The sequence below is a fragment of the Streptomyces sp. SCSIO 30461 genome, from assembly GCF_037023745.1.
In the GTDB taxonomy this organism is placed as follows: domain Bacteria; phylum Actinomycetota; class Actinomycetes; order Streptomycetales; family Streptomycetaceae; genus Streptomyces.
Genome location: NZ_CP146101.1, coordinates 7,689,178 through 7,714,474 on the forward strand (window position 1 = coordinate 7,689,178; position 25,297 = coordinate 7,714,474).

The 25,297-nt window shown below is 69.9% G+C and carries 25 protein-coding genes; 9 read left to right on the top strand and 16 right to left on the bottom strand.

Going from position 1 to position 25,297, the window contains the following annotated elements:
• Nucleotides 1-38: 38 nt before the first annotated feature.
• The 7 genes from V1460_RS34540 to ssd form a co-directional block, all read right to left on the bottom strand.
• Nucleotides 39-371 (bottom strand): Rv3654c family TadE-like protein, encoded by a 333-nt coding sequence (locus V1460_RS34540; RefSeq protein ID WP_338677524.1) that lies wholly within the window; start codon nucleotides 369-371, stop codon nucleotides 39-41.
• Entirely contained in the window at nucleotides 368-760 is a 393-nt protein-coding gene (locus V1460_RS34545; RefSeq protein ID WP_338677525.1) for a TadE family type IV pilus minor pilin, read from the bottom strand. Before V1460_RS34545 ends, V1460_RS34540 begins: the two co-directional genes overlap by 4 nt.
• Nucleotides 747-989: a DUF4244 domain-containing protein gene (locus tag V1460_RS34550; protein ID WP_338677526.1), complete on the bottom strand. Its 243-nt coding sequence runs from the start codon at nucleotides 987-989 to the stop codon at nucleotides 747-749. The genes V1460_RS34545 and V1460_RS34550 overlap by 14 nt, the downstream gene beginning before the upstream one ends.
• A 95-nt stretch (nucleotides 990-1,084) precedes the next feature.
• The gene (locus V1460_RS34555) at nucleotides 1,085-1,882 is read right to left on the bottom strand and encodes a type II secretion system F family protein (RefSeq protein WP_338677527.1); all 798 of its coding nucleotides are present in this window, start codon (nucleotides 1,880-1,882) and stop codon (nucleotides 1,085-1,087) included.
• The gene (locus V1460_RS34560) at nucleotides 1,879-2,712 is read right to left on the bottom strand and encodes a type II secretion system F family protein (protein WP_338678344.1); all 834 of its coding nucleotides are present in this window, start codon (nucleotides 2,710-2,712) and stop codon (nucleotides 1,879-1,881) included. The genes V1460_RS34555 and V1460_RS34560 overlap by 4 nt, the downstream gene beginning before the upstream one ends.
• An 11-nt stretch (nucleotides 2,713-2,723) precedes the next feature.
• A complete protein-coding gene (locus tag V1460_RS34565) occupies nucleotides 2,724-3,869 on the bottom strand; it encodes a TadA family conjugal transfer-associated ATPase (RefSeq protein WP_338677528.1) in 1,146 nt (381 codons plus the stop codon).
• Entirely contained in the window at nucleotides 3,866-4,987 is a 1,122-nt protein-coding gene (ssd, locus tag V1460_RS34570) for a septum site-determining protein Ssd (protein ID WP_407077572.1), read from the bottom strand. Before ssd ends, V1460_RS34565 begins: the two co-directional genes overlap by 4 nt.
• A gap of 713 nt (nucleotides 4,988-5,700) precedes the next feature.
• On the opposite strand from ssd, the gene V1460_RS34575 reads away from it, so the two are divergent.
• Nucleotides 5,701-6,543 carry an HAD-IB family hydrolase gene (locus tag V1460_RS34575; RefSeq protein ID WP_338677529.1) on the top strand — a complete coding sequence of 281 codons (843 nt, stop codon included), beginning with the start codon at nucleotides 5,701-5,703 and terminating at the stop codon, nucleotides 6,541-6,543.
• Between the two features lie 388 nt (nucleotides 6,544-6,931).
• Here the strand turns inward: V1460_RS34575 and V1460_RS34580 are convergent, their stop codons facing one another.
• Nucleotides 6,932-7,759: an oxidoreductase gene (locus tag V1460_RS34580; RefSeq protein ID WP_338677531.1), complete on the bottom strand. Its 828-nt coding sequence runs from the start codon at nucleotides 7,757-7,759 to the stop codon at nucleotides 6,932-6,934.
• Between the two features lie 102 nt (nucleotides 7,760-7,861).
• Here V1460_RS34580 and V1460_RS34585 point away from each other — a divergent pair, with 102 nt between their 5' ends.
• From V1460_RS34585 to V1460_RS34615, 7 genes are all read left to right on the top strand, one after another.
• Nucleotides 7,862-8,857 (top strand): ATP-binding protein, encoded by a 996-nt coding sequence (locus tag V1460_RS34585; protein ID WP_338677532.1) that lies wholly within the window; start codon nucleotides 7,862-7,864, stop codon nucleotides 8,855-8,857.
• A gap of 387 nt (nucleotides 8,858-9,244) precedes the next feature.
• The gene (locus V1460_RS34590) at nucleotides 9,245-11,665 is read left to right on the top strand and encodes a SulP family inorganic anion transporter (RefSeq protein ID WP_338677533.1); all 2,421 of its coding nucleotides are present in this window, start codon (nucleotides 9,245-9,247) and stop codon (nucleotides 11,663-11,665) included.
• A gap of 231 nt (nucleotides 11,666-11,896) precedes the next feature.
• On the top strand, nucleotides 11,897-13,852 hold the full coding sequence (gene acs / locus V1460_RS34595; protein ID WP_338677534.1) for an acetate--CoA ligase: 1,956 nt from the start codon (nucleotides 11,897-11,899) through the stop codon (nucleotides 13,850-13,852).
• Nucleotides 13,853-14,076: 224 nt separating this feature from the next.
• Nucleotides 14,077-15,498 carry a Na+/H+ antiporter NhaA gene (nhaA, locus tag V1460_RS34600; protein ID WP_338677535.1) on the top strand — a complete coding sequence of 474 codons (1,422 nt, stop codon included), beginning with the start codon at nucleotides 14,077-14,079 and terminating at the stop codon, nucleotides 15,496-15,498.
• A gap of 126 nt (nucleotides 15,499-15,624) precedes the next feature.
• A complete protein-coding gene (locus V1460_RS34605; protein ID WP_338677536.1) occupies nucleotides 15,625-16,140 on the top strand; it encodes a phage holin family protein in 516 nt (171 codons plus the stop codon).
• Nucleotides 16,137-17,123 carry an alpha/beta hydrolase gene (locus V1460_RS34610; protein WP_338677537.1) on the top strand — a complete coding sequence of 329 codons (987 nt, stop codon included), beginning with the start codon at nucleotides 16,137-16,139 and terminating at the stop codon, nucleotides 17,121-17,123. The genes V1460_RS34605 and V1460_RS34610 overlap by 4 nt, the downstream gene beginning before the upstream one ends.
• 122 nt (nucleotides 17,124-17,245) lie before the next feature.
• Complete coding sequence (locus V1460_RS34615; RefSeq protein ID WP_338677538.1) at nucleotides 17,246-17,425, top strand: hypothetical protein; 180 nt, start codon at nucleotides 17,246-17,248, stop codon at nucleotides 17,423-17,425.
• 118 nt (nucleotides 17,426-17,543) lie between these two features.
• On the opposite strand, the gene V1460_RS34620 is transcribed toward V1460_RS34615, so the two are convergent.
• From V1460_RS34620 to nth, 3 genes are all read right to left on the bottom strand, one after another.
• Complete coding sequence (locus V1460_RS34620; RefSeq protein ID WP_338677539.1) at nucleotides 17,544-18,743, bottom strand: MarP family serine protease; 1,200 nt, start codon at nucleotides 18,741-18,743, stop codon at nucleotides 17,544-17,546.
• 108 nt (nucleotides 18,744-18,851) lie between these two features.
• Nucleotides 18,852-19,547, bottom strand: coding sequence for a CoA pyrophosphatase (locus V1460_RS34625; protein WP_338677540.1), 696 nt, complete (start codon nucleotides 19,545-19,547; stop codon nucleotides 18,852-18,854).
• 163 nt (nucleotides 19,548-19,710) lie between these two features.
• Nucleotides 19,711-20,727, bottom strand: a complete 1,017-nt coding sequence (gene nth, locus V1460_RS34630) for an endonuclease III (protein WP_338677541.1) — start codon at nucleotides 20,725-20,727, stop codon at nucleotides 19,711-19,713.
• A gap of 193 nt (nucleotides 20,728-20,920) precedes the next feature.
• Between nth and V1460_RS34635 the strand changes: the two genes are divergently transcribed.
• Complete coding sequence (locus tag V1460_RS34635) at nucleotides 20,921-21,595, top strand: Crp/Fnr family transcriptional regulator (RefSeq protein WP_017947815.1); 675 nt, start codon at nucleotides 20,921-20,923, stop codon at nucleotides 21,593-21,595.
• Between the two features lie 111 nt (nucleotides 21,596-21,706).
• On the opposite strand, the gene V1460_RS34640 is transcribed toward V1460_RS34635, so the two are convergent.
• The 5 genes from V1460_RS34640 to V1460_RS34660 all read right to left on the bottom strand — a co-directional run bounded on the left by V1460_RS34640 (nucleotide 21,707) and on the right by V1460_RS34660 (nucleotide 25,209).
• Complete coding sequence (locus V1460_RS34640) at nucleotides 21,707-22,594, bottom strand: prohibitin family protein (protein WP_338677542.1); 888 nt, start codon at nucleotides 22,592-22,594, stop codon at nucleotides 21,707-21,709.
• 105 nt (nucleotides 22,595-22,699) lie between these two features.
• Nucleotides 22,700-23,536: an MBL fold metallo-hydrolase gene (locus tag V1460_RS34645; protein WP_338677543.1), complete on the bottom strand. Its 837-nt coding sequence runs from the start codon at nucleotides 23,534-23,536 to the stop codon at nucleotides 22,700-22,702.
• Nucleotides 23,533-24,453 (bottom strand): NUDIX hydrolase, encoded by a 921-nt coding sequence (locus tag V1460_RS34650; protein WP_338677544.1) that lies wholly within the window; start codon nucleotides 24,451-24,453, stop codon nucleotides 23,533-23,535. The genes V1460_RS34645 and V1460_RS34650 overlap by 4 nt, the downstream gene beginning before the upstream one ends.
• 121 nt (nucleotides 24,454-24,574) lie before the next feature.
• Complete coding sequence (locus V1460_RS34655) at nucleotides 24,575-25,051, bottom strand: RidA family protein (RefSeq protein ID WP_338677545.1); 477 nt, start codon at nucleotides 25,049-25,051, stop codon at nucleotides 24,575-24,577.
• Nucleotides 25,051-25,209 carry a DUF4177 domain-containing protein gene (locus V1460_RS34660; RefSeq protein ID WP_073492664.1) on the bottom strand — a complete coding sequence of 53 codons (159 nt, stop codon included), beginning with the start codon at nucleotides 25,207-25,209 and terminating at the stop codon, nucleotides 25,051-25,053. Before V1460_RS34660 ends, V1460_RS34655 begins: the two co-directional genes overlap by 1 nt.
• Nucleotides 25,210-25,297 lie beyond the last annotated feature (88 nt).

The window sequence follows — 25,297 nt, forward strand, 5'->3', positions numbered from 1 at the left end:
GCAGATGCTGTCCAAGCCGGCCGGCCGGGTCCCGCACGTCACGGAGGCCCCGCGCGGGACCTGACCTCCGATGCGAAGGGGGCGTCGCCGGCGCGCACCGTCACATCGGCGATCTCCGACTCCACAGCGCACCGGATCATGACCGCCCCTTGGGCAGCGGTCACCCGAGCCGCGGCGGCGCAGGCTCCCGGTATGCCTTCGAGAGCGCGGTCCGCTGCGGCGATGGCCGCGAGATCCGCCGCTGCGCCGGCCTGATGGCGGGCGATGACCGCCTGCCCCAGCGCCACCACCGCGGCGAAGACCACGCACACCGCACAGATCGCCATGGCGGCCCACACGGTCGCCGAACCCCTGTCGTGCCCCGGTCTCATGGCGTCTCCGAGCCCACGCTGTCCTCGGCGAGCGCGACGGCCTGTGCGTCCAGGTCGAGCGCCAGTGACCCCGGCCCGGGTGCGGGGGCCTTCACCCGCACCCGCCAGAGGTCTCCCTCCCGTCCGATGAGGACTTCGGCTCCGGGCGGGGCTGCCGACCGGGCGGCTGCCAGCACCGCTCCCCGGGGCTCCGATCTGGCCGCCGCCCGGGCTCCCGCCCTGGCGGCGTCCACACACTTGATCTGTGCCGCTGCCGCCATCAGACCCCAAACGAGAGCCATGGCGAACGCCACCAGCACCGAAATGCCCACCGCCGCCTCCGCCGTCACGGCTCCGCGGTCCCATGGCAGCGCCGGTGACCCGACTCCGGCGCCCTCAGAACTGCGCATCGAGCGCCCTGCCGATGACCGATTCGAGCGCCCCGGAGACGGTGCCGCTCGTCACGATCTTGTAGAGCACCGCGGCGAAGGCACACGCGGCGATCGTGCCCATCGCGTACTCCGATGTGGTCATTCCCGCGTCGGTCCAGGGTCGCCTGGTGCCACGCCGTGCCCATGTGGCGACGAGCGCCCGCGCCCTCCCAGTCGCCCACGCCTTCGTCCATGCCGTGAAAGTCATGCCGATCTCCTTGATCCGTCGTTCCGTTGCGGTTCGAGACCGCGTGTTCGTACAGGTCGCGCCGACCCCGCCGGCCTCTGGGACCGGGGCATCACTCAGCGACCGCTCAACAGCCCTTCGGCAAGCCCGATCACCACCGGGGCAACCCCGATCGCGAGGAACGCGGGCAGAAAGCAGAGCCCTACGGGAGCCGTGATCAGGACCTGGGCGCGCTGGGCCCGCGCCGCCGCGGCTCTGGTCCGCTCAGCCCTGAGCCCTGCGGCCAGCCGTGAAACGGGCTCGGCGGCCGGTGCCCCCGATGAACCGGCGCGCTCGAGACACCGGGCCAGCCCGGCCGCACCCGGTATCCGGCCGAACCGGCCCCAAGCCCTCGCCGGTTCACCACCGAGCCGCAGCTCGGCGGCGGCCAGCGCGAGTCGCTCGCCCACCGGCCCGCCCAGGGACTCCCCCACGGCTTCCGCAGCCTCCCGTGGCCCCGCCCCCGCGGAGAGGCAGGCGGCCAGGAGATCCGCGGCGAGCGGAAGCTGCTCCACCGCGCGGTCCTGCGCCGCACCCCTGTCCCGTGCCCGGCCCTGCTGCCATCGCCATAGGCCGTAGGCACCCGCGGCGCCCAGCAGCGGCCCAGTCACGGGGCCGGTCAAAACGCATCCGATGACCACCGCGCTCGCGGGCGGAGCCCAACGCCTCACCCACGCCCCGGTCCGGGCCGGCAGTTCCCGCCGCTCAGGCAGCACGGACGCCGGCGCCGCCATGAGGGCATCGAACCGTCGACGCAGTCGGTACTCACGCCGCCAGTCGGCCAGTGCCAGGGTCAGCCAGACCACAGCCTCCGCAACCAGCACGCGCACTTCCGGCCCCGGTATCCCCAGGCTGTGGACAGATCCGCCGTTCATGACCGCGCTCCAGCCTGGACGATGCGCACCGCCCAGCTCAGCCCCGCTGCCTCCAGCAGCCCGCCCACGAGCAGACAGCTCAGCCCGGCAGGTGTGTGCAGCAGCACCCTCAGCGGCCCCGCCCCCAGCGCCGAACCGAGCGCCAACCCCACCACCGGAAGCAACGCCAGAATCACGACGGTCGACCACGCACCGGCCAATTGGGCGCGTAGTCCCTCTCGTTGCTCTCGTTCTCCGCGAAGCGCCGTCTCCAGGCGGTCCACTCCGGCGGCCAGTCCCGCTCCTCCGTCCACCGACACCCGCCAGCAGGCGGCGAGCCCTGCGAGCCCGCCCGCACCCGGCTGCCGCGACGCCCGACGCAACTGCGCGGGTACATCACCGCCGAACCGTGCGGCGGCCAGCACGGCCGCTTCCGCCCCGCCGAGCGCCCCCGTGGCGCGGGCGACGGCCAACAGCGCCTGACCGGGCTGGCACCCGGCTCGGAGCTCACCGGCGAGCCCACCGCACAACGCGATCACCGCGTCGACCCCGCGCTCCTTCACCCTCCGCGCTTCGGCGGCGCGCAACCGCCGACCCACCACGGGAACTGCGATGGCTCCCACGAGTAGCGGCAGCGGCGAACCTCCCAGCAGTGCCGGCAACACCGACACGGGCAGGCAGAGCCACTCCCGCCGGAACCGTCGCGCCAGCCGGCACCGCAAGTCCCCTGCCCAGCCTGGCGCGAACGGGACGGCATCCCCCGTGGTGAACGTCGACCGGGCTCTCCAGGTGAGCGGGTCTCCGATGGCCGACAACCAGGCCGCAGCACCGGCGCAGGCCGCGGCGCACATTGCCGCCGCTGTCACCACGCACCCCCGACCAGCGTGCACAGCCGCTCCCAGCCGCGCTCCCGGGTGAAACCCGCCGCACCCCAGCGCAACGCCGGAACCGCCACTGCGAGCCCTGCCGCGTCCCGCTCCAGCACATGCACCTCGGCGATCCGGCGACAGCCGTCCCGGTCACGTACGAGATGCAGCACCACCGACACGGCCGCGGCCAGTTGACTGTGCAGGGCCGCCCGGTCAAGACCGGCCGCGGTGCCCAGGGCCTCGAGCCGGGCCGGTACGTCTGCGGCCGTATTCGCGTGGACGGTGCCACTGCCGTCGTGTCCTGTGTTCAACGCCGCCAGCAGGTCCAAGACTTCAGCGCCCCGCACTTCGCCGACGACCAACCGGTCCGGCCGCATCCGCAGCGCCTGCCGCACCAGGTCGCGCAGGGTGACCTCGCCCGCTCCCTCCTGGTTGGCAGGACGGGACTCCAGCCGGACCACATGGGGATGGTCGGGCCGCAACTCGGCTGAGTCCTCGGCCAGTACGATCCGCTCGCGTTCTCCGACCAGACCGAGCAGCGTGCTCAGCAACGTCGTCTTCCCCGTGCCGGTGCCGCCGCTGATCACATAGGAGATCCGCGCCTCGACCAGGGCCCTGAGCAGTTGGTCTCCACCCGGTGGAATCGTGCCCGCCGCAGTGAGTTCGCTTAGGGAGAAGGCCCTCGGACGCACCACCCGCAGCGACAGGCAGGTGGCACCCACCGATACCGGGGGCAGCACGGCGTGCATCCGCGTGCCGTCGGGGAGCCTGGCGTCCACCCAGGGACGGGCGTCGTCCAATCGCCGCCCGGCCACTGCGGCGAGCCGCTGCGCCAGTCTGCGCACGGCCGCCGCGTCGCTGAAGCCGACGCCGGTGAGTTCCAGACCTCCGCCGCGGTCCACCCAGACCCTGTCCGGGGCGGACACCAGCACATCCGTCACCGCTGGGTCGGCGAGCAGCGACTCCAGCGGGCCCGTCCCCACCAGCTCACCTCTCAACTCCTCGGCCGCGCCGAGGACTTCCGTGTCGCCGAGGAGCCTTCCCTGCGCCCGGAGGGCTGCCGCGACTCTTGCCGGTGTCGGCTCGGCACCACTCTCGGCCAGCCGCTGCCGCACCGCTTCGAGCAGTGCCGCGGTCATCGGGCAGCACCTCCGGCCAGCGCCTGCTCCCAGAACGCCGCGCAGAACCGGGCCAACGGCCCCCGCGCTCCGGCTCCCGGCGGGACGCCACCCTCCAGATCCGCGCTCAGCCCGGTATCCCACGGCAGTTCGCCCACCAGTGGCAAGCCGAGGGCTTCGGCCATCCACCGCTCGTCCAGCCCCGCGGCGTATGGGCCCCGCACCACCATCCGCAGATCGGAGAGCACCGTACCCACCGCAGATGCGACGCGACGCGACGCCGCGACCGCACGAAGCTCCCCCGGCACCAGCAGCAGACCGGCGTCAAGCTGCGCCAAGGCCTCCGCGACACTTTCGTCGAACCGGCGCGGCAGATCCACGACCACCACTCCGCCCCGGCGACGAGCCGCCGCGAGCACCGCGCGCATCGCCTCCCCCGGCACGGTGAACATGTCACCGCGATCCCAGCTGAGGACCCGCAGCCCGTGCACCGCGGGAAGGGACTCTTCCAGCGCGCCCCCGGCCACCCGGCCCTTCGACGCGGCGAAGTCGGGCCAGCGCCTGCCCTCGGTGCCCTCTCCGCCGAGCAGAACGTCGATGCCGCCGCCCAGCGGGTCACCATCGACGAGCATGGTCCGCCATCCCCGGCGAGCCGCCGTGACGGCGAGCGCACCGGCGAGCGTGGACGCCCCGGCGCCTCCACTGCCTCCGATCACCCCGACGGTCAGCGCGGGCCGGCCGACGCCCTCGGCGACATCGGCGATGCGGTCGACAAGCCAGCTCTCACCGTCAGGCAGCCGCAGCACGCAGTCGGCGCCGATTTCGACGGCCGATCGCCAGACGCCAGGATCGTCCTGGTCGTACCCCACCAGCAGCACTCCGTTTCTGCGGTTCGCTCCCCTGCAGCGGACGGCCGCGTCGTCGCCGACCAGCACGAGCGGGGCACTGTCCCAGCCACCTCTTCCACGGTCTTCGGGCGCCGTGTGATGGACCTGAGGCTCGACGCCGGCCGCGGCGCACAGCCGCAGGAGATCATCGAGAAGCGCGGGGTCTTCGGTGACGATCAGCGGGCCTTCGCTCCGCTCGCTCGCATCACTGCGCGATCCGGGTGAACCGGGTGGACCGGACGCCCGTGGCACGCGGGGCGACGCATCGGGCGAGCGGGGACGGGAAGCGGAAGCGCCGGAGACGCCCCCTGTGCGGGCAGGACGGAACCGCACGGAAGCGCCAGACGGACGGGGCGTCGCGGAGGACAGGGACCTCGCGAGCGTGGACGTGGACGTGGACGTATCGGCGGCTGCATCCGACGTGCTGAAGGCAGTGGATGTGAGCGAACCCACCATGATTTCTCCGACTCTCACCGCACGGCGCGGCAGATGCCAGGGACCGGCTCAGCGGTCCTCGTCAGTGATTCCTTCGGCCTGTGAACTTCGTGGCCGGAATCACCATGCACCGCCCCGGGAAATCGTGTGGATCTTGCCCGAAAACTGTGGATGCCCCACCACTTGTGAATATCTCACTCACCCACACCGGTGACATTCCGGTATGACTTCCAGAGCGGAGCACCACAACTACTCAGCGTGACAAAAACGGAGGCCTCGCCCCTGACGCCGTAGAGCCCTGTTGAGGCCGAGAAGGCCCGAACGATCGGGCGAGGAAGGCGAAAACGCGTCCGGACATGCGACGACCCCCGCCGGGGGGGAGAGCGGGGGTCGTCCCCACGGCCGACTCGGGGGGGGAGGAGTCGGACCGGGTTAGCACGGTCGCGAACGATCCGTGACTTCCATGGTGTACCCGAGAGCCTTCTCAGGCAAACCCACACGCCCCACCTTACGCCGAATGGTGGGCGCATATGCTCGGCTTCGTGGAAAACCACTCCTTGCCGCGCGCAGCAGCGTTCTTTGACCTGGACAAGACGGTCATTGCGAAGTCATCGACGCTGACCTTCAGCAAGTCCTTCTACCAAGGAGGACTGATCAACCGACGCGCCGTACTGCGCACCGCCTACACGCAGTTCGTGTTCCTCGCAGGCGGTGCCGACCACGACCAGATGGAGCGGATGCGCCAGTATCTGTCGGCGCTCTGCAAAGGCTGGAACGTACGCCACGTCAAGGAGCTCGTCGCCGAGACGCTCCACGATCTGATCGACCCGATCATCTACGACGAGGCGGCCTCCCTCATCGAGGAACACCACACCGCAGGACGGGATGTCGTGATCGTCTCGACTTCCGGTGCCGAGGTGGTCGAGCCGATCGGCGAGTTGCTCGGCGCCGACCGCGTGGTGGCGACCCGGATGGTCGTCGGCGAAGACGGCTGCTACACCGGGGAGATCGAGTACTACGCCTACGGCCCGACCAAGGCCGAAGCCGTGCGGGAACTCGCCGCCTCCGAGGGGTACGACCTTTCACGCTGCTACGCGTACAGCGACTCCGCCACCGATATCCCGATGCTGGAGTCGGTCGGTCACGCCTACGCGGTCAATCCGGACCGCACGCTGCGCCGCGAGGCGGTCTCACGCGGCTGGCCCGTGCTCGTATTCAACCGTCCGGTGCGACTGAAACAGCGGTTGCCGCGGTTCACCATGCCGCCGCGACCCGCTCTGCTCGCGGCGGCTGCGGTCGGTGCGGCAGCGGCGACGGCGGGACTCGTCTGGTACGCCAGTCGGCGGCGCGGTGGATCCGGTGCCCGTATTTGAACCTAAAAGTAAAGAAGTGCGGCGAGGGGTTCCGCTTGCCGGGCCGCAGGAGTACAAAGGACTCAACGGCCCGCGAGACCTGGGACATCCGAGAGGATCACCTTCTACGCAGCAAAGGCCCCACGGACCGAAGCATGGCCGATCAGCACCCACGCGACGTCGACCCGTCGATTACGGGCCAGCCGCACCAGGTGACGGACGAAGCTTCCGACCTGATGGGCAATATATCGAGGACGCTTGGTAACTGAGCGGACATGTAAGCGGCGGTACCAATTCCGGTACCGCCGCAACCTTTTGCGCTGACACGGCTCCCCGGACGGCGAAGCGAGCCCGCACCGGCCTTCGCGCTCCGGCCGCCTCAGTTTCCGCGGCTCCAAGCGGGATCGCGCTAGGCCGCACCCCGTTGCAGCGCCTCACAGACCGCCGTGGACTCCCGCACCCCCAGCTCCACGGCCCGTCCGCAGTGCGTGATCCAGGCAGCCATCCCCTCCGGGGCCCCTGACAGGTATCCGTCAAAGGCGGCGGCATAGTCGGCACGCCCGAGTTCGGCGTGGCCGACCTCGGCAGGACAGATCGACTTGGGGTCGAGACCGCTGCCCACGAGGACGATGCGTTCGGCCGTGCGGGCGACAAGTCCGTTGTACGACGTGAACGGGCGCAGCGCGAGTAGCTCACCGTGCACCACAGCCGCCATCACCAGCGCGGGGGCCGAACTGCCCGCGATCACCAGCCTCGAGAGCCCGTCGAGCCTGGCCGCGACCTCGTCGGCATCCGGCAGCGGAGCCGTGATGAGCGGCTCGTCGGCCTTCTCGTCGGCGACCCGCGGACGTCCGACCGCCTCATCCCGCGTCACGGCGCCGCCTGCGGCAACCAAGTGCAGCCGGGCCAGCACCCGCAACGGTGACTGGCGCCAGATGGAGAGCAACTGGCCGGCCTCGGCGGTCAGCCTCAGGGCGGCTCCGACGGTACGGGCCTCGTCCTCGGCGCCGAAGTCGCTGCGCCGCCGCACCTCCTCCAGCGGCCAGTCGGCCCCGGCGAGCGCCGCCGAGCCACGGGCTCCGCGCAGCGCCGCCTCAGACGCGACCTCGTTGCTGCGCCGCCGCATGACCCGATGGCCGTAGACGCGGTCGACGGCCTTGCGTACGGAATCGACGGCATCCCCGACTCCGGGCAGGGTGCCGAGTGCGGCCAAGGGGTCCGGGGCGTTCGTACTCATAGGTAGGGAGGCTACGCGCACCGGGCGGCCACCCCACATCGGAGTGGTCTTCTTCACGCATGACCGACACCGAAAGCAGTCGAGCGCCTACGCTAGGTGAACATGAAGATCGCTTTCGTAGGGAAGGGCGGCAGTGGCAAGACCACGCTGTCCTCACTTTTCCTTCGCCACCTCGCGGCACAGCGGGCTCACGTCATCGCGATGGACGCCGACATCAACCAGCACCTCGGAGGTGCGCTCGGCCTGGACGAGGACGAGGCGGCGGCGCTGCCGGCCATGGGTGCGCACCTGCCGCTGATCAAAAACCATCTACGCGGGGCCAACCCCCGGATCGCCTCGGCCGACACCATGATCAAGACCACTCCGCCGGGGGAGGGGTCGCGGCTGCTGCGAGTGCGTGAGAGCAACCCCGTCTACGAGGCCTGCGCCCGCACCGTGAGGCTGGACGGGGGTGACATCCGACTGATGGTCACGGGCCCGTTCACCGAGTCCGACCTCGGGGTCGCCTGCTACCACTCCAAGGTCGGGGCCGTGGAACTGTGCCTCAACCACCTCGTCGACGGCCCCGACGAATACGTGGTGGTCGACATGACTGCGGGGTCGGACTCCTTCGCGTCCGGGCTGTTCACACGCTTCGACATGACGTTCCTGGTAGCCGAGCCCACCCGCAAGGGCATCTCGGTCTACCGGCAGTACAAGGAGTACGCACGGGACTTCGGAGTCGCTCTCAAGGTGGTCGGCAACAAGGTGCAGTGTCCGGACGACGTGGACTTCCTGCGCGCGGAGGTGGGCGAGGACCTCCTGGCCACAGTGGGGCAGTCGGACTGGGTGCGCGCGATGGAGAAGGGTCGCCCGCTCCACTTCGACCGACTGGAGGAGCAGGGCCGCCAGGCGCTGTGCACCCTGAAGGACGCGGCGGACAGGTCGTACCGGGACCGCGACTGGGAGCGCTACACCCGCCAGATGGTCCACTTCCATCTGAAGAACGCCGAGAGCTGGGGGAACGCGAAGACCGGCACCGACCTGGCGGCGCAGGTGGACCCGTCCTTCACTCTCGGCGAGCCGGCCGTGAGAGTCGGCGCTCCCCAGCCGGCATAACGCATCGGGGCCTTCACGGCCTCCGCATCGGCCCCTCGCGCCGCGGCGCGCGGCCTGGGACCCGCCGGCAGGTCGCCCGCAGCAGCGGGCTGCCGCGCCGGCGGCGGCTGCGGTGGCCCGCGAGGGAGGGGCGTGAAGATCCGGAAAGCAGACCAATGGATCCCTCACTCCACCGGGTGAACTAGTGCCCCATTTGCCCGGAAAGTCATGCCGTTTTCTTTACTCTGCATTACGATTCATTTACTCAGAGTTGAGAGTGTGTCCGGCTCCCGAGGCACAGCCGAGGTTCCAGGCCTGAACACATCCGAACATCCCGCCGCTGACACGCCGTGACCCACGGCCGCGCCATACACACCGCGACCGCGCCGCCCCGGAGGAGACGGGACCATGTCTGCTTGCTTTCCCTCCCGTACGCACGACGAAGACAACAGCAAACTCGACCCTGGCAGCGACCCCCCGCCCAGTCCCCCCGCGCAGCCGGACGGGCGCCGACGACACAGCGGCCGGGGTGGCCGGGGGCCGGGCACCGGTTTCCGGATTGCGGGCGCCGACGTCTCGGCCTCGATCAGCGTCTTCCTGATCGCCCTGCCGCTCTCGCTCGGTATCGCGCTCGCCACCGGGGCACCGCTCCAGGCGGGGCTCGTGGCAGCTGCGGTCGGCGGCATCGTGGCGGGCCTCTTCGGAGGAGCACCGCTCCAGGTCAGCGGTCCCGCCGCGGGGCTCACCGTGATCACGGCCGACCTCATCCAGCGGTACGGGTGGCGTACGACGTGCGCCATCACCGTGCTCGCGGGTCTCAGCCAACTGGTCCTGTCCGCCCTGCGCGTGGCCAGGTCCGCGCTGGCCGTCAGCCCGGCGATCGTGCACGGCATGCTGGCCGGGATCGGCGCCACCATCGCGATGGCCCAGCTGCACATCGTCCTCGGCGGCACTCCGCAGAGCTCCGCCATCGACAACGCGCTCGCCCTGCCCGGCCAGCTGGCGACACTCCAGCCGGCCGCGCTGTCGGTGAGCATCCTCACCATCACCGTGCTGCTCACCTGGCCCCGCTTCCCCGGCGCGATCGGGCGAGTGGTGCGGAAGGTGCCCGCCGCGCTGGCATCGGTCATCGCGGCGACCGCCCTGGCCGCTGCCGCCGGGCTCAGCCTGCCCCGGGTCGATCTGCCGTCCTGGAGCAGTCACGCCCTGCCCGGGCTGCCAGAAGGCCCGGTGCTCGGCCTGATCGCCGCCGTCCTGACCATCACTCTGGTCGGCAGCGTCGAATCGCTCCTGTCCGCAGTCGCCATCGACAGACTCGCCGCGGCCCGCAAGGAGCCCGCCATCCGCGTCCCGCGTGCCGACCTCGACCGAGAACTGCGCGGACAGGGCGCGGCCAATGTCGTCTCCGGCGCGCTCGGCGGGCTTCCGATCACCGGTGTCGCCGTGCGCAGCACCGCCAATGTCTCGGCGGGCGCGGTCAGCCGCCACTCGTCCATGCTCCACGGGGTATGGATCGCCGTCGCCGCACTGCTCCTGGTGCCCGCGCTCGATCTGATCCCGCTGGCCGCTCTCGCCGCCCTGGTCATGGTCGTCGGCGTCCAGATGGTCAACATCACCCATATGCGCAATGTGCGGCGAAACCGCGAACTGCCGGTCTACGTAGTCACGATGGCCGGTGTCGTACTCACCGGGGTCCTGGAGGGCGTGGCCGTCGGTATCGCCGTGGCGGTGGCCCTCGCGCTGTACCGGTTGACGAGAATCCGGATCGGCGTGGAGCAGCGGGGCGACCGCCACCGGGTGCGGGTACACGGACAACTGACGTTCCTGGCGGTGCCAAGACTGAGTCGCATGCTCGGCAAGGTGCCGCACGGGACCGATGCCGTGGTGGAACTGGACGGCTCGTTTATGGACCATGCGGCCTACGAAGCCCTGCACGACTGGCAGACAGCCCATGAGGCGCATGGCGGAACCGTCGAGTTCACCGGCCCCACGGGAGGGCGGATCGCCGAGCCGGCACCGGAGTCGCACGCCTGTTGTCGGCCGTGGACACCCTGGCGGAACCATCACTGCGGGGAGCATCCCGGTGCCGATTCCTCCATTTCACCCGAGCGGCGTACCGAGCATGCTCAGCATCAACTGGCGAGCGGAATCAGCTCCTTCCAGCGCAACACCGCTCCGCTGGTACGTGAAGAGTTGGCGCGGCTGGCGCGTGAAGGACAGCGGCCCTCGCAGTTGTTCCTGACCTGCGCTGACTCCCGGCTGGTCACCAGCATGATCACCGCCAGCGGCCCCGGTGACCTGTTCACCGTGAGGAACGTGGGCAATCTGGTGCCCAAACCCGGTGAGGAGGGCGGGGACGACTCCGTCGCCGCGGCGATCGAGTACGCGGTGGACGTACTGGAGGTGGATTCGATCACGGTCTGCGGGCACTCCGGCTGCGGCGCGATGCAGGCACTGCTTCAGGGCGTACCGGAGGACGGGGCCCCGGAGACTCCGCTGCGGCGCTGGCTGCGGCACGGGCTGCCGAGCCTGGAGCGAATGAAGTCGCCCCAGCAGACATGGGCCCGGGTCGCCGGGCGGCTTCCGGGCGACGCGGTTGAGCAGCTCTGCCTCACCAATGTCGTCCAGCAGCTGGAACATCTGCGGACCCATGATTCCGTGGCACGCAGGCTGGCCGACGGAACACTCCAACTGCATGGGATGTACTTCCATGTGGGTGAGGCTCAGGCATATCTGCTTGCAGACGGTGAGGACCCTGGCGATCACGCCGAGGGCGTGTTCGATCGCGTGGCCTCCGAGCCTTCGACTTTGGAACAGGTGCACGCCTGAACCTCTGAGGCACGACGTCCGTGGGAACGTGTGGCCTCTCTTCTCCATCCACCCGGAGAAGAGAGGTCGCCCCGTCCGGGCGTGTGAACGTACGGATCTACAGACGGGAGCCGCCTCAAGATCATAGGTCTACACCATTTCCCCGAGGGCCCTTGTCTCCCGGGCATCTGGCTGATGAGCTATGGCCTGGGACACATAGGCATATAGGACGCCCTGGGAAAGGGAGAAGTCGTGAGCAACGAGAGCCTGGCCAACCTGCTCAAGGAGGAGCGGCGGTTCACACCGCCGGCCGACCTGGCGCGGAACGCCAATGTGACGGCCGAGACGTATGAGCGGGCCGTGGCGGACCGGCTCGGGTTCTGGGCCGAGCAGGCACAGCGGCTGAGTTGGGCCAAGGCACCGACGGAGGTGCTCGACTGGTCGAACCCGCCGTTCGCGAAGTGGTTCGCGGACGGCGCGCTGAACGTGGCATACAACTGTGTGGATCGGCATGTCGAGGCAGGCCTGGGTGATCGGGTCGCGATCCACTTCGAGGGCGAGCCCGGGGACAGCCGCGCGGTGACCTATGCCGAGCTCAAGGACCAGGTGTCCAAGGCGGCCAACGCGCTGACCGAACTGGGCGTAAGCGCCGGGGACCGGGTCGCGATCTATCTGCCGATGATTCCCGAAGCCGTGGTGGCTATGCTGGCCTGCGCCCGGATCGGGGCCGCACATTCGGTGGTCTTCGGCGGCTTCTCCGCCGATGCGGTCGCCTCCCGTATCCAGGACGCCGACGCCAAGCTCGTCATCACCGCCGACGGCGGCTACCGCCGCGGCAAGCCCAGCGCGCTCAAGCCCGCCATCGACCAGGCGCTGGCGTCCTGCCCGCAGGTCGAGCATGTGCTGGTCATCCGCCGCACCGGTCAGGACACCGCCTTCACCGAGGGCCGCGACCTGTGGTGGCACGACGCGGTCGAGCGCCAGTCCGCCACGCATGAGCCCGAGGCGTTCGGCGCGGAGCACCCGCTGTTCATCCTCTACACCTCCGGCACCACCGGAAAGCCCAAGGGCATCCTGCACACCAGCGGCGGCTACCTCACCCAGACCGCATACACGCACCACGCCGTCTTCGACCTCAAGCCGGACCGCGACGTCTACTGGTGCACGGCCGACATCGGCTGGGTCACCGGGCACTCCTACATCGTCTACGGCCCCCTGGCGAACGGCGCCACCCAGGTCATCTACGAGGGCACACCCGACACCCCGCACCAGGGCCGCTTCTGGGAGATCGTCCAGAAGTACGGGGTGACCATCCTCTACACCGCCCCCACCGCGATCCGCACCTTCATGAAGTGGGGCGATGACATCCCCGCGAAGTTCGACCTGTCCAGCCTGCGTGTCCTCGGTTCGGTCGGCGAACCCATCAACCCCGAGGCCTGGATCTGGTACCGCGAGCACATCGGCGCCGGCGCCACGCCCATCGTGGACACCTGGTGGCAGACCGAGACCGGGGCCATGATGATCTCGCCCCTCCCCGGGGTCACCCACACCAAGCCGGGCAGTGCCCAGCGCCCGCTGCCCGGTATCAGCGCGACGGTCGTCGACGACAACGGCCGGGAAGTCGCGGACGGTCACGGCGGCTACCTCACCCTGACCGAGCCCTGGCCCTCCATGCTCCGCACCATCTGGGGCGACGACCAGCGCTTCATCGACACGTACTGGTCCCGCTTCGAAGGCCAGTACTTCGCCGGTGACGGTGCCAAGAAGGACGAAGACGGCGACATCTGGCTGCTCGGCCGTGTGGACGACGTCATGCTCGTCTCCGGGCACAACATCTCCACCACCGAGGTCGAGTCCGCCCTGGTGTCCCACCCCAAGGTCGCCGAAGCCGCGGTCGTCGGCGCCACCGACGACACCACCGGCCAGGCCATCGTCGCCTTCGTGATCCTGCGCGGCAGCGCACAGGAGGACGAGGGCCTCACCGCCGAGCTGCGCGACCATGTCGGCGCCACCCTCGGCCCCATCGCCAAGCCCAAGCGCGTCCTCCCCGTCGCAGAGCTCCCCAAGACCCGGTCGGGCAAGATCATGCGCCGTCTGCTTCGCGATGTCGCGGAGAACCGGCAGCTCGGCGATGTCACCACACTCACCGACTCCGCCGTCATGGACCTCATCCAGTCCAAGCTCCCCAGCTCGCCTTCGGAGGACTGATCCGGCCGCGAGCAGCCGATCCTCTCCCTGGGGCACCCGGAGCAACGAGCCGGGTGCCCCTTTTGCACCTAGGGTGAAGATCACCGGATTCACCCTTGCGCATCAGACTCGCTTCTTAGGTAAAGTAACGACTACGCCAACAACGCAACAAGAACCCCCAGGTGCGCCGGGAAGTCTGGTCGGCATGTGCTTCGCCCTGCCTATCCGACCGGAGGTCTCCACCCGTGGCCGCGCCCCCACCCTCTCCGACGCCCACCGCCCCCGCCTCCGGTTCGCGTAAGTTCCTCGGGCGGCTCTCGCTCCCCGAGCGGAACTACCTGGTGGAGACACTTCGCGCCGAAACCGTCGGCGGCATCCTGTTGCTGGTCGCCGCGATCGCAGCGATCATCTGGGCGAACACGTCGGGCGCCTCCTACAAAGCCGTCAGCGAGTTCCACTTCGGTCCCGCGGCACTCGGCCTCGACCTTTCCGTGGCGCACTGGGCGGCCGACGGACTGCTCGCCATCTTCTTCTTCGTCGCCGGTATCGAACTCAAACGAGAGCTGGTCGCCGGCGAGCTGCGCGACCCCAGGGCCGCCGCGCTCCCCATCGTCGCCGCCGTCTGCGGGATGGCCGTACCCGCCCTCGTCTACACCCTTGTCAACGTCGCGGGGGGCGGCTCCACGGCGGGCTGGGCGGTGCCCACCGCCACCGACATCGCCTTCGCGCTCGCCGTGCTGGCCGTCATCGGTACCTCTCTCCCCTCCGCCGTACGCGCCTTCCTGCTCACCCTCGCCGTCGTCGACGACCTCTTCGCCATCCTGATCATCGCGGTGTTCTTCACGGCGGACCTGAACTTCGCCGCGCTGGGCGGGGCATTCGTGGGTCTGGGCGTCTTCTGGCTGCTGCTGCGCAAGGGCGTGCGCGGGTGGTACGTGTATGTGCCACTGGCTCTGGTGATCTGGGGCCTGATGTACAACAGCGGCGTCCACGCCACCATCGCCGGGGTGGCGATGGGCCTGATGCTGCGCTGCGCCAGGCACGAAGGCGAGGCCCAGTCGCCCGGCGAGCACATCGAGCATCTCGTACGACCGGTATCGGCCGGACTCGCCGTCCCGCTGTTCGCCCTCTTCTCGGCCGGCGTCAGCGTCTCGGGTGAGGCGCTCCACGCGGTCTTCACCCGCCCGGAGACCCTCGGCGTGGTCCTCGGCCTTGTGGTCGGCAAGACCATCGGTATCTTCGGCGGCACCTGGCTCGCAGCCCGCTTCACCAAGGCCGAACTCAACGAGGACCTGGCCTGGGCCGATGTATTCGCTGTCGCCTCGTTGGCCGGTATCGGCTTCACCGTCTCGCTGCTCATCGGCGAACTCGCCTTCGCCTCCGACACCGACCTGATGGAGGAGATCAAGGCCGCGGTCCTGGCCGGCTCGATCATCGCCGCGATTTTGGCCTGTGTACTGCTGAAGTTGCGGGTACGCACCTACCGGGCCCTGTGCGAGGAGGAGGAACGCGACGACGACCAGGACGGCATCCCGGACATCTACGAGCAGGGCAACCCCGAGTACCACCTGAGGATGGCCGCAATCCACGAGGCGAAGGCCGCGGAGCACCGCCGCAAGGCAGAACTGGCCGGGGCGTCGCGCGGCGATGGCGACAGTCCGGCATGATCTGACAGCAGACCCCATCGGACAGCGCGAACGCGTGGACAGGCAGTGCCGACACGGTCGCGCAGTCACACAGCAAAGACGCCCCAAACCGAAACCGAAGCACAGATGATGAAGAGGGAGTCAGCGATGAGCGACCCCGGCAGCGGCGCACCGAAGACCGCCGGCACCGTCGAAGTCACCGGCGACACGGTCGGCCCGGTCCGGCTGATCGGCCCTGACCGGACCCTCGGGCAGCTGGTCGCGACGGCGACCGCTGAAATGTCGGCCCTGGTGCACGACGAGATCGCCCTGGCCAAGGCGGAGCTCCGCCAGGACGTCAAGCGTGGGGTGACCGGTGGTGCGGCCATCTCCATCGCGGGAGTGCTGGCGCTCTTCTCCCTACCGGTGCTGAGCTTCGCCGCCGCCTACGGCATCCACAATCTGGGCCTCGGCCTCGCATGGTCGTTCCTGATCGTGGGCGGGGCGTTCCTGCTGCTCGCGGCGCTCCTGGCACTGCTCGCCATGTCGAAGTTCAAGAAGGTCAAGCCACCGGAGAAGTCGATCGCCTCTGCGAAGCAGACCGCAGCGGTGCTGGGGAACGTCAAGCCGCATCCCCGTCAGGACCCGGACTCGTCCACCGCTGTGGCACGCTCATCGGTATGACGGACCCCGAATCCGGCCCTGAGGACCCCCGCAACGGCCTCGACAACCCCCGCGGCAACGGCGCAGGCGCTGTCGGCGGCGGCCCGGTGCGCATCGAGGGTCCATGGACCCATCGAGACGTCGCGGCCAATGGTGCGCGCTTCCATATCGCCGAGCTGGGTGATGGGCCGCTGGTGCTGCTCCTGCACGGGTTCCCGCAGTTCTGGTGGACCTGGCGGCATCAGCTGACGGCGCTCGCCGACGCCGGGTTCCGGGCCGTGGCCATGGATCTGCGCGGTGTGGGCGGCAGCGATCGCACACCGCGGGGCTACGACCCCGCGAACCTCGCGCTGGACATCACCGGTGTGGTGCGCTCGCTGGGCGAGCCGGACGCTGCGCTCGTCGGGCATGGTCTGGGCGGCTACCTCGCCTGGACCGCCGCGGTGATGCGCCCCAAGCTCGTGCGTCGACTCGCGGTCTCCTCGATGCCCCATCCGCGCCGCTGGCGTTCGTCGATGCTCGGCGACTTCGCGCAGACCCGCGCTGGTTCGTACATCTGGGGCTTCCAGCGGCCGTGGCTGCCGGAACGCCAACTCGTCGCCGATGACGCGGATCTGGCCGGCCGTCTGATCCGTGACTGGTCCGGGCCCCGGCAGCCGGATGAGGAGGCGATCGAGGTGTACCGGCGGGCGATGTGCATTCCGTCGACGGCACACTGCTCGATCGAGCCCTACCGCTGGATGGTGCGCTCGCTCGCCCGCCCGGACGGTGTCCAGTTCTACCGTCGGATGAAACGCCCGGTACGGGTGCCGACGCTCCATCTGCACGGCTCCCTGGACCCGGCGATGCGTATGCGCAGCGCCGCGGGCTCGGGGCAGTACGTCGAGGCGCCGTACCGCTGGCGGCTCTTCGACGGCCTCGGCCACTTCCCCCACGAGGAGGACCCGGTGGCGTTCTCCAAGGAGCTCATCGGCTGGCTGAAGGACCCCGAGCCGGACCGCTGACCCGGCCGCCCGGCGACCCGACGGCGAACAGGCGTACGACGGACGGGTATTGCCGCGCGCATAGGCCAATTGGCGGGCCCAGATGCGATTACCGACCTTGTGGCCCGGGCACAGGTCGGGGTATGGGCTGGACGCACGACTACGGTGACACAGCACGCAACTCCCGCTCGGCCTCCGCGCCGATCGACTACGAGAGGGGCGGCTCACAGACGCAGGGCCACGATCCCCGGCTCGGCATCCCGCGTATCCTCCGCCGCCGGGCCCGCTGGGTCTCGGCGCGGCTCCGGCATCCTCGCGGCTAGCAGGCAAGGGCGTCGTCCCGAAGCCGACTGCGCCCGACCCCCGTGCAGGACCACCCCTGACGGACCCGTCGTCAGAGCCGCCGCGGAGCACCGCGATCCGGCGCCCCGGCGGCGTCCGTCACAGGGCGCAGCCCTGGCTGTCGACCTGCTGGTTGGCCTTGACTCCGCGAGCGATGTCATCACGGATCTCGTCGACCGTCAGTGCGTAACCCGTATTGGCGTCGTCACGCGACCGGGCGAAGATCACCCCGTACACCTCACCCTCCGGGGTGAGTAGCGGCCCTCCCGAGTTGCCCTCGCGGACGGTCGTGAACAGCGAGTAGACATCGCGGCGCACCTCACCCCTGCGGTAGATGTCGGGCCCGTCGGCATCGATCCGGCCCCTGACCCGGGCCGACCGCACGTCGTATCCGCCGTTCTGGGGGAAGCCCGCGACGATCGCGCTGTCACCCGTGCGGGCGTCAGTCCCGGTGAACGGCAGCGGCGTGGCCTTGAGGCCCGGGACGTCGAGTACGGCGATGTCCCGCTGCCAGTCGTAGAGGACGACTTTCGCGTCGTAGAGCCGGCCCTTACCGCCTATCTGGACGGTGGGCTCGTCCACGCCACCCACGACGTGCGCGTTGGTCATGACGCGGCGCTCGGCGAACACGAAGCCGGTGCCTTCCAGGACCTTGTTGCAGCTGGTGGCCGTACCGACGACCTTCACGATGGAGCGCTGGGCCCGTGCCGCGACCGGGCTGTCGGCGAGGGCCGGGTCGGGCGCGCGCACCTCGGTGATGGGCTCCTTGGCGAACGGGCTGAAGACCGGTGGGAAGCCGTTCTGCGCGAGGACGGAGGAGAAGTCATTCGTCCAGGTGGCCGCCTCTGCCGGCAGCACCTCGGATACGCCGAGGAGGACCTTCGAGTTGCGGACCTCCTTGCCGAGGGTGGGCAGGGAGGTCTGAGCGAGGGCTGAGCCGAGCAGCCAGGCGACGAGGAGCATGGCGACGACGTTGACGAGCGCGCCACCCGTCGCGTCGAGCGCACGCGCCGGCGACCAGGTGATGTGACGGCGCAGCTTGTTGCCGAGGTGGGTGGTGAAGGCCTGCCCGACCGAGGCGAAGACGATCACGATCACGACCGCGACGATAGCGGCCGTGGTGGAGACCTCGGCCTCATCCGTGAGCCGGTCCCACACGACTGGCAGCAGGTAGACGGCGATGAGCCCACCGCCGAGGAAACCGATCACCGAGAGGATGCCGACGACGAATCCCTGGCGGTACCCGACGATCGCGAACCACACGGCTGCCACCAGCAGCAGGATGTCCAGCACGTTCACCGTCGTATGCCTCGCAGTTTCGTCGTCCGGCGCTCCGTCCGGCTGGGGTGGGTGTCCGGTTCCCCGGACTCCAGGGAGCCACCCCGGAGTGGAGTACGGGCCACGGTCTCATGGTCGCCAATCGAGCGGGACCTGCTTTCCGCGGTCCCAGGGGCGCTCCCAACCGGCGAAGTGCAGGATCCGGTCGATCACTCCCGCCGTAAAACCCCAGACCAGAGCGGAGGCGACCAGGAACGCGGGGCCTCGGAACCCGCTGGGGTGGACTGCGGTGGCACGATTTGCCGGATTCGTGAGATCCGCCACGGGAACAGTGAAGACCCGGGCGGTCTCCGCGGGGTCGACGGCAGCGACCGGACTCGGCTCGCGCCACCAGCCGAGGACCGGCGCGACGACGAATCCGCTCACCGGGATGTAGAGGCGGGGCAGCACCCCGAAGAGCTGTACACCCGCCGGATCCAGCCCTGTCTCCTCCTCGGCCTCGCGCAAAGCGGCGCGCAGCGGCCCTGATGTGGCCGGGTCGCCGTCCACGGGGTCGAGGGCGCCACCGGGGAAGGAGGGCTGTCCGGCGTGCGAGCGCAGACTGCTGGCACGCTCCATCAGCAGCAACTCGGGGCCTTGAGGGCCTTCGCCGAAGAGAACGAGCACAGCGGACTGGCGGCCGCCACCGCCGTCGGGCGGCAGATAGCGGCTGAGCTGCTCAGGGGCGACCGTCCTGGCGGCCTCAGCCACCGGGACAAGCCAGTCGGGCAGACCTTCGCTCGTCACGGCCAGCTCGCCGTCGTACATCTCGTCCGTGCGTGTCATGAGCACCCCCGTGGTGTGCAACGCGTACCGCTTCCGGGATCGTTCCTGACCCAGCACCCCAGGCTGCGACCGGGTCGGGACCCGCGCAGACCGGGCACGCGCAGACCGGGCACGGGCAGACCAGGCGCCTGGCCGCGCGGGCGGGGCGCGGCGGCGGGCTGTGTCATGAGGACGCCAGCGGAGGTGCGGGCTTGCCGGGGTAGTCCGGCGGAGGGTTCAGACGCTGGCCCGGGTAGCCGCCCATCTCATACTTGAGCAGCTTCTTCGCCTTGTCGGGGTCCGTCTCGCCCTCGCCGTACGAGGGGCACAGGTGAGTGATCGGGCAGGCGCCGCATGCCGGCTTGCGGGCGTGGCAGATGCGGCGGCCGTGGAAGATGACCCGGTGGGAGAGCATCGTCCAGTCGCTCTTGGGGAAGATCGCGGCGACCTCGGCCTCGATCTTGACCGGATCCTCCTGCGTGGTCCACTTCCAGCGGCGGGCGAGCCTCATGAAATGGGTGTCCACGGTGATCCCCGGGACGCCATAGGCGTTTCCCAGCACCACGAACGCCGTCTTGCGGCCCACGCCCGGAAGCTTCACCAGATCCTCGAGCCGGTCGGGGACCTCGCCGCCGAAGTCGTCGCGCAGGGCCCCGGACAGGCCGATCAGGGACTTCGCCTTGGCGCGGAAGAAGCCCGTGGGCCGGACGATCTCCTCCAGCTCCTCAGGAACGGCAGCGGCCATGTCCTCGGGCGTGGGATATCGAGCGAAGAGCGCGGGGGTCGTCTGGTTGACCCGCAGATCGGTGGTCTGCGCGGACAGGACCGTCGCCACCAGCAGCTCGAAGGGGTTCCGGAAGTCCAGCTCGGGGTGGGCGTACGGATAGACCTCGGCCAGCTCGCGATTGATACGGCGGGCACGCCGGACCATCGCCAGCCGTGACTCCGGCTTCGCCGCGGCTCTGCGCGACGGCGCCGCGGAGCCTCTGGGACCTTCGGGACCTTCCGGGGTCGCTCGGACAGCAGGGGACGTCCGGACGGCTGGGGCCGCGGGAGCTCTCCTGGAGGAAGAACCCTTCCGCTTTGCCCCTTTTGCCACTTTTGCCGACTGAGGGGAATCATGTTCGCCCACAGCGGAATCTTGCTCCCCTGGCACTCTTCCAGCCCCCTTGGCCTGCACTCTCACCGGCGAATTGGACACCCGGCCAGCCTAAGGGCCGCCACCGACATCCGCCCCGGACGCCGCCGATCACCACCCGAATCGGCCCCTGAAGCACAACAGGACACGCCGGTGCGTCAGACTTGTGATGGATCCTTGTGATCGATCGCACTGTTTTGCTGTGCGGCATCATGGGGACCACCGTCCCCTGAGCAGGTCGACAAGGAGAGAACTCGTGGACGACGTTCTGCGGCGCGCCCCGCTCTTCGCGGCGCTCGATGACGAGCAGGCCGCGGAGCTCCGCGCCTCGATGAGTGAAGTGACACTCGCACGCGGCGACGCGCTCTTCCACGAGGGCGACCCCGGCGACCGGCTGTACGTGGTCACCGAGGGCAAGGTCAAGCTGCACCGCACCTCGCCCGACGGCCGCGAGAACATGCTGGCGGTGCTCGGCCCCGGGGAGCTGATCGGCGAGCTCTCGCTGTTCGACCCGGGCCCGCGGACGGCCACGGCCACCGCGCTGACCGAGGTGAAGCTGCTCGGTCTCGGCCACGGCGACCTCCAGCCCTGGCTCAACGCACGCCCCGAGGTGGCCACGGCCCTGCTGCGCGCCGTCGCGCGCCGACTGCGCAAGACCAACGACCAGATGTCCGACCTGGTCTTCTCCGACGTCCCCGGCCGCGTCGCCCGAGCCCTCCTCGACCTGTCGCGCCGCTTCGGCGTGCAGTCGGAGGAGGGCATCCACGTGGTTCACGACCTGACCCAGGAGGAGCTGGCCCAGCTCGTCGGCGCCTCCCGCGAGACCGTGAACAAGGCCCTGGCCGACTTCGCCCAGCGCGGCTGGCTGCGTCTTGAGGCACGCGCCGTGATCCTGCTCGACGTGGAGCGCCTCGCGAAGCGCTCGCGCTAGCGGGTGCCGTGACCGGACGGGTCTGCCGGACTCGGCTCGGACCTCTCCAGCATGCGGGGCGCCCCCGGACGATCCGTCCGGGGGCGCCCCGCACACGTTCCGGGACCGGGGTCAGCGCTTCGTGCCGTCGACGATCACCGGGGTTCCGCCACCACTGCCGCACGGGACCGCGTAGACCGGGTTCTTCGCCGCGGCCTCCCGGAAGGCGTCGATGCACTGGTTCATGATCACCTTGTCCGAGAGCGAGTCGTTGAGAATCTTGTTCGCCTTGGCGATGCCTTCCGCCTCGATCCGGCGGCGCTCCGCCTCCGCCTTGGCGGTACGCGCCGCCTCAGTGGCCCGCTCCGTGGCCTGCTCCTGCTGGATCTTGCGGTCGATCTGGTCCTGGAGGCTGTCCGACGGCTTCACATTGCGCAGGTTGACCGTGGTCACGTCGATTCCGCGAGGAGCCAGCCGCTCCTTGATCAGGTCGCCGATCTCCATGTTGATCTTCTCCCGGGCCGAGGCGTAGCCCTGCTCGCTCGTGTAACGGGCGAACACATTACGGACGATCTCCCGGCTGTCCGGATAGACGAGACGCTGCTGGATGGCGCTCTCACTGCCCGCAAGCCGGTAGAGCTCCACGGCCTTCGCGGGCGTCACGGCCCATTTCACGGTCACTTCCACGTACATCACGCCGCCCTGGCTGGAACGCACCTCGACCACGTCCTTGTCGGAGAGGTTGAGGTCGACCGGGCGGGTGGAGAAGGTCGTGACGCTGGTGAACGGCGACCTCAGGTGCATTCCGGAGGTCAGCGGCGAGCCGACCTTGCCGAAGGTCACAGGCACACCGACCTCGTACGCGCTGACGATGTAGACGCAACTGGTGATGCCCGCGAACAGGCCGGCTATCAGCGCGGCGACAGCACCGAGCTTGAAACCGCGGCGGCCGTCGTCGCCTCGTGAGACCACGTACAACACCACGGCGGCGATGACGAGCAGGATGAACAGGACGAACACCGCGTTTCCCCCAGGGATGAAATGCCGAAAGTAAGCGGAGCGTAAGGCACGGCTGGGCCGCAGCCCGGACGGGGGTCCCCGGCCCGGAGGTTCAGGCGTTCGGCGTCAGTCCGGGATCAGGCCGTGCTCCCGCAGGTATTCGAGCTGCGCCCGCACCGAGAGCTCGGCGGCCGGCCACAGCGACCGGTCCACATCGGCGTACACGTGCGCCACCACGTCGGGCGCCGCGCCATGGCCGTTCTCCACGGCTGTCTCGACCTGCGCGAGTCGATGGGCGCGGTGCGCGAGATAGAACTCCACCGCGCCCTGCGCGTCCTCCAGGACAGGGCCATGCCCCGGGAGGACGGTGCGCACCCCGTCGTCGACGGTCAGGGAGCGCAGTCTCCGCAGCGAATCGAGGTAATCGCCGAGACGCCCGTCCGGATGGGCGACCATCGTCGTGCCACGCCCCAGGATCGTGTCGCCGGTGAGGACGGCACGGTCGGCGGGCAGATGGAAGCAGAGCGAATCCGCGGTGTGGCCCGGCGTCGGCACCACCCTCAGCTCCAGACCGCCGGTGCGGATCACATCGCCCGCCGCGAGCCCCTCGTCACCGAGACGCAACGCCGGGTCCAGGGCACGCACCTTCGTAGCGGTCAGCTCCGCAAACCTGCCCGCCCCCTCCGCGTGGTCCGCATGTCCGTGCGTCAGCAGGGTCAGTGCGACCCGCTTCCCCGCCTTCTCGGCAATCGCGATGACATTGCGCAGGTGTGCATCGTCCAGCGGCCCGGGGTCGATGACGACCGCGAGATCGGAGTCCGGCTCGGCGACGATCCAGGTGTTGGTGCCGTCCAGGGTCATCGCGGAGGCGTTGGGGGCCAGTACGTTGACCGCCCGCGCGGTCGCCGGGCCGGACACCACGGCACCGCGCGGCTGGCCGGGAAGGGCTGCGGCATCGCTCATAGGGGTGCTCCGGCGGGACCGGTGGCGTTGGCGGAATCGGCGGTCGCGGCGGGACCGGTCGGACCGGCCGGAATGTGCTTGGTGAACTCGTCGTGGCCCGGCCAGCTCAGCACCACCTCTCCCGCCACCAGCCGTGCCTGTGCCAGTACGGGGGTGAGGTCCTGCCCGGCCGCCGCCTCGAGGACGTCCGCGGCGGCTCCGTGCTGTCCGAGCACCCGCAAAGTGGCGATCGTCGGGGGCATCATCAGCAGTTCGCCCTTGTCGTACCCGGCGGCTGCGTCGACGGGCCTGATCCAGACCGTACGGTCGGCCTCCGTCGAGGCGTTCCGGGTGCGCTGGCCCTGCGGGAGGGCAGCGACGAAGAACCAGGTGTCGAAGCGGCGCGGCTCGAACTCAGGTGTGATCCAGCGGGCCCAGGCACCCAGCAGATCCGAGCGCAGTACCAGGCCTCTGCGGTCCAGGAACTCGGCGAAGCCGAGCTCCCGCTCGACCAGCGCTGCCCGGTCCGCCTCCCAGTCGTCGCCCGTGGTGTCCCCGACGACCGTGTCCGGGGTCTCCCCGGCGAGCAGAACGCCCGCCTCCTCGTAGGTCTCCCGCACCGCGGCGCAGACGATGGACTGCGCCGTCGCCTCGTCCTCGACACCGAGCCTGGCCGCCCAATCGGCCGGGGATCGACCGGCCCAGCGGACCGGACGGGCGTCGCGCTCGTCCACCCCGCCGCCCGGGTAGGCGTACGCACCTCCGGCAAAGGCCATGGAGGCGCGGCGCCGCAGCATATGGACGTACGCGCCCTCGGGTGTGTCCTTGAGCAGCATGACGGTCGCCGCGCGCTTCGGGCTCACGGCGGTGAGCTTTCCGGCAGCGAGCGCCCTGATCCGCTCGGGCCATTCCGGTGGGTACCACTGACCATTGGACATGGGCGGATGCTATGCGCTCACGCGTGGATGTTCGAGAGGTAGCCGCTCCGTGCGGCACCCGGGGCGCCCGCTTCCGGGCGCCCCTTCGTACTGTTCGGACGTCCTGGGTCAGGACGTGGCCTCAGTCCTGGACGAGCTCGACCTGCACCTCGACCTCGACCGGGGAATCCAGCGGCAGCACCGCCACACCCACAGCGCTCCGCGCGTGCACACCCTTGTCGCCGAGCACCGCGCCGAGCAGCTCGCTGGCACCGTTGATGACAGCGGGCTGACCGGTGAAGTCGGAGGCGGAGGCGACGAAGCCGACGACCTTCACGACCCGTGCGATGCGGTCCAGGCTGCCGGCGACGGACTTCACCGCGGCGAGCGCATTGAGCGCACAGGTGGCGGCCAGTTCCTTGGCCTCTTCCGCAGTCACCTCGGCACCGACCTTGCCGGTGACCGGAAGCTTGCCCTCCACCATGGGCAGCTGCCCCGAGGTGTGGACGTACGGCCCCGACTGCACGGCCGGCTGGTAGGCGGCGAGCGGCGGGACGACCTCCGGAAGCGTGAGGCCGAGCTCGGCGAGCTTCGCCTCTACGGCGCCCGCCCCGGCCATCAGGCCCTCTCCCGCTTCAGGTAGGCCACGAGCTGCTCGGGGTTGTTCGGTCCGGGGACGACCTGGACGAGCTCCCAGCCGTCCTCGCCCCAGGTGTCCAGGATCTGCTTGGTCGCGTGCACGAGAAGGGGCACGGTCGCGTATTCCCACTTGGTCATGGGGCCGACTGTAGCCGCCGGGGTGCACGGTATGGCGACGCGGGACCACAAGGACCCCTGGGTCCTGTCGGCCCCCGCGGATCGGCCC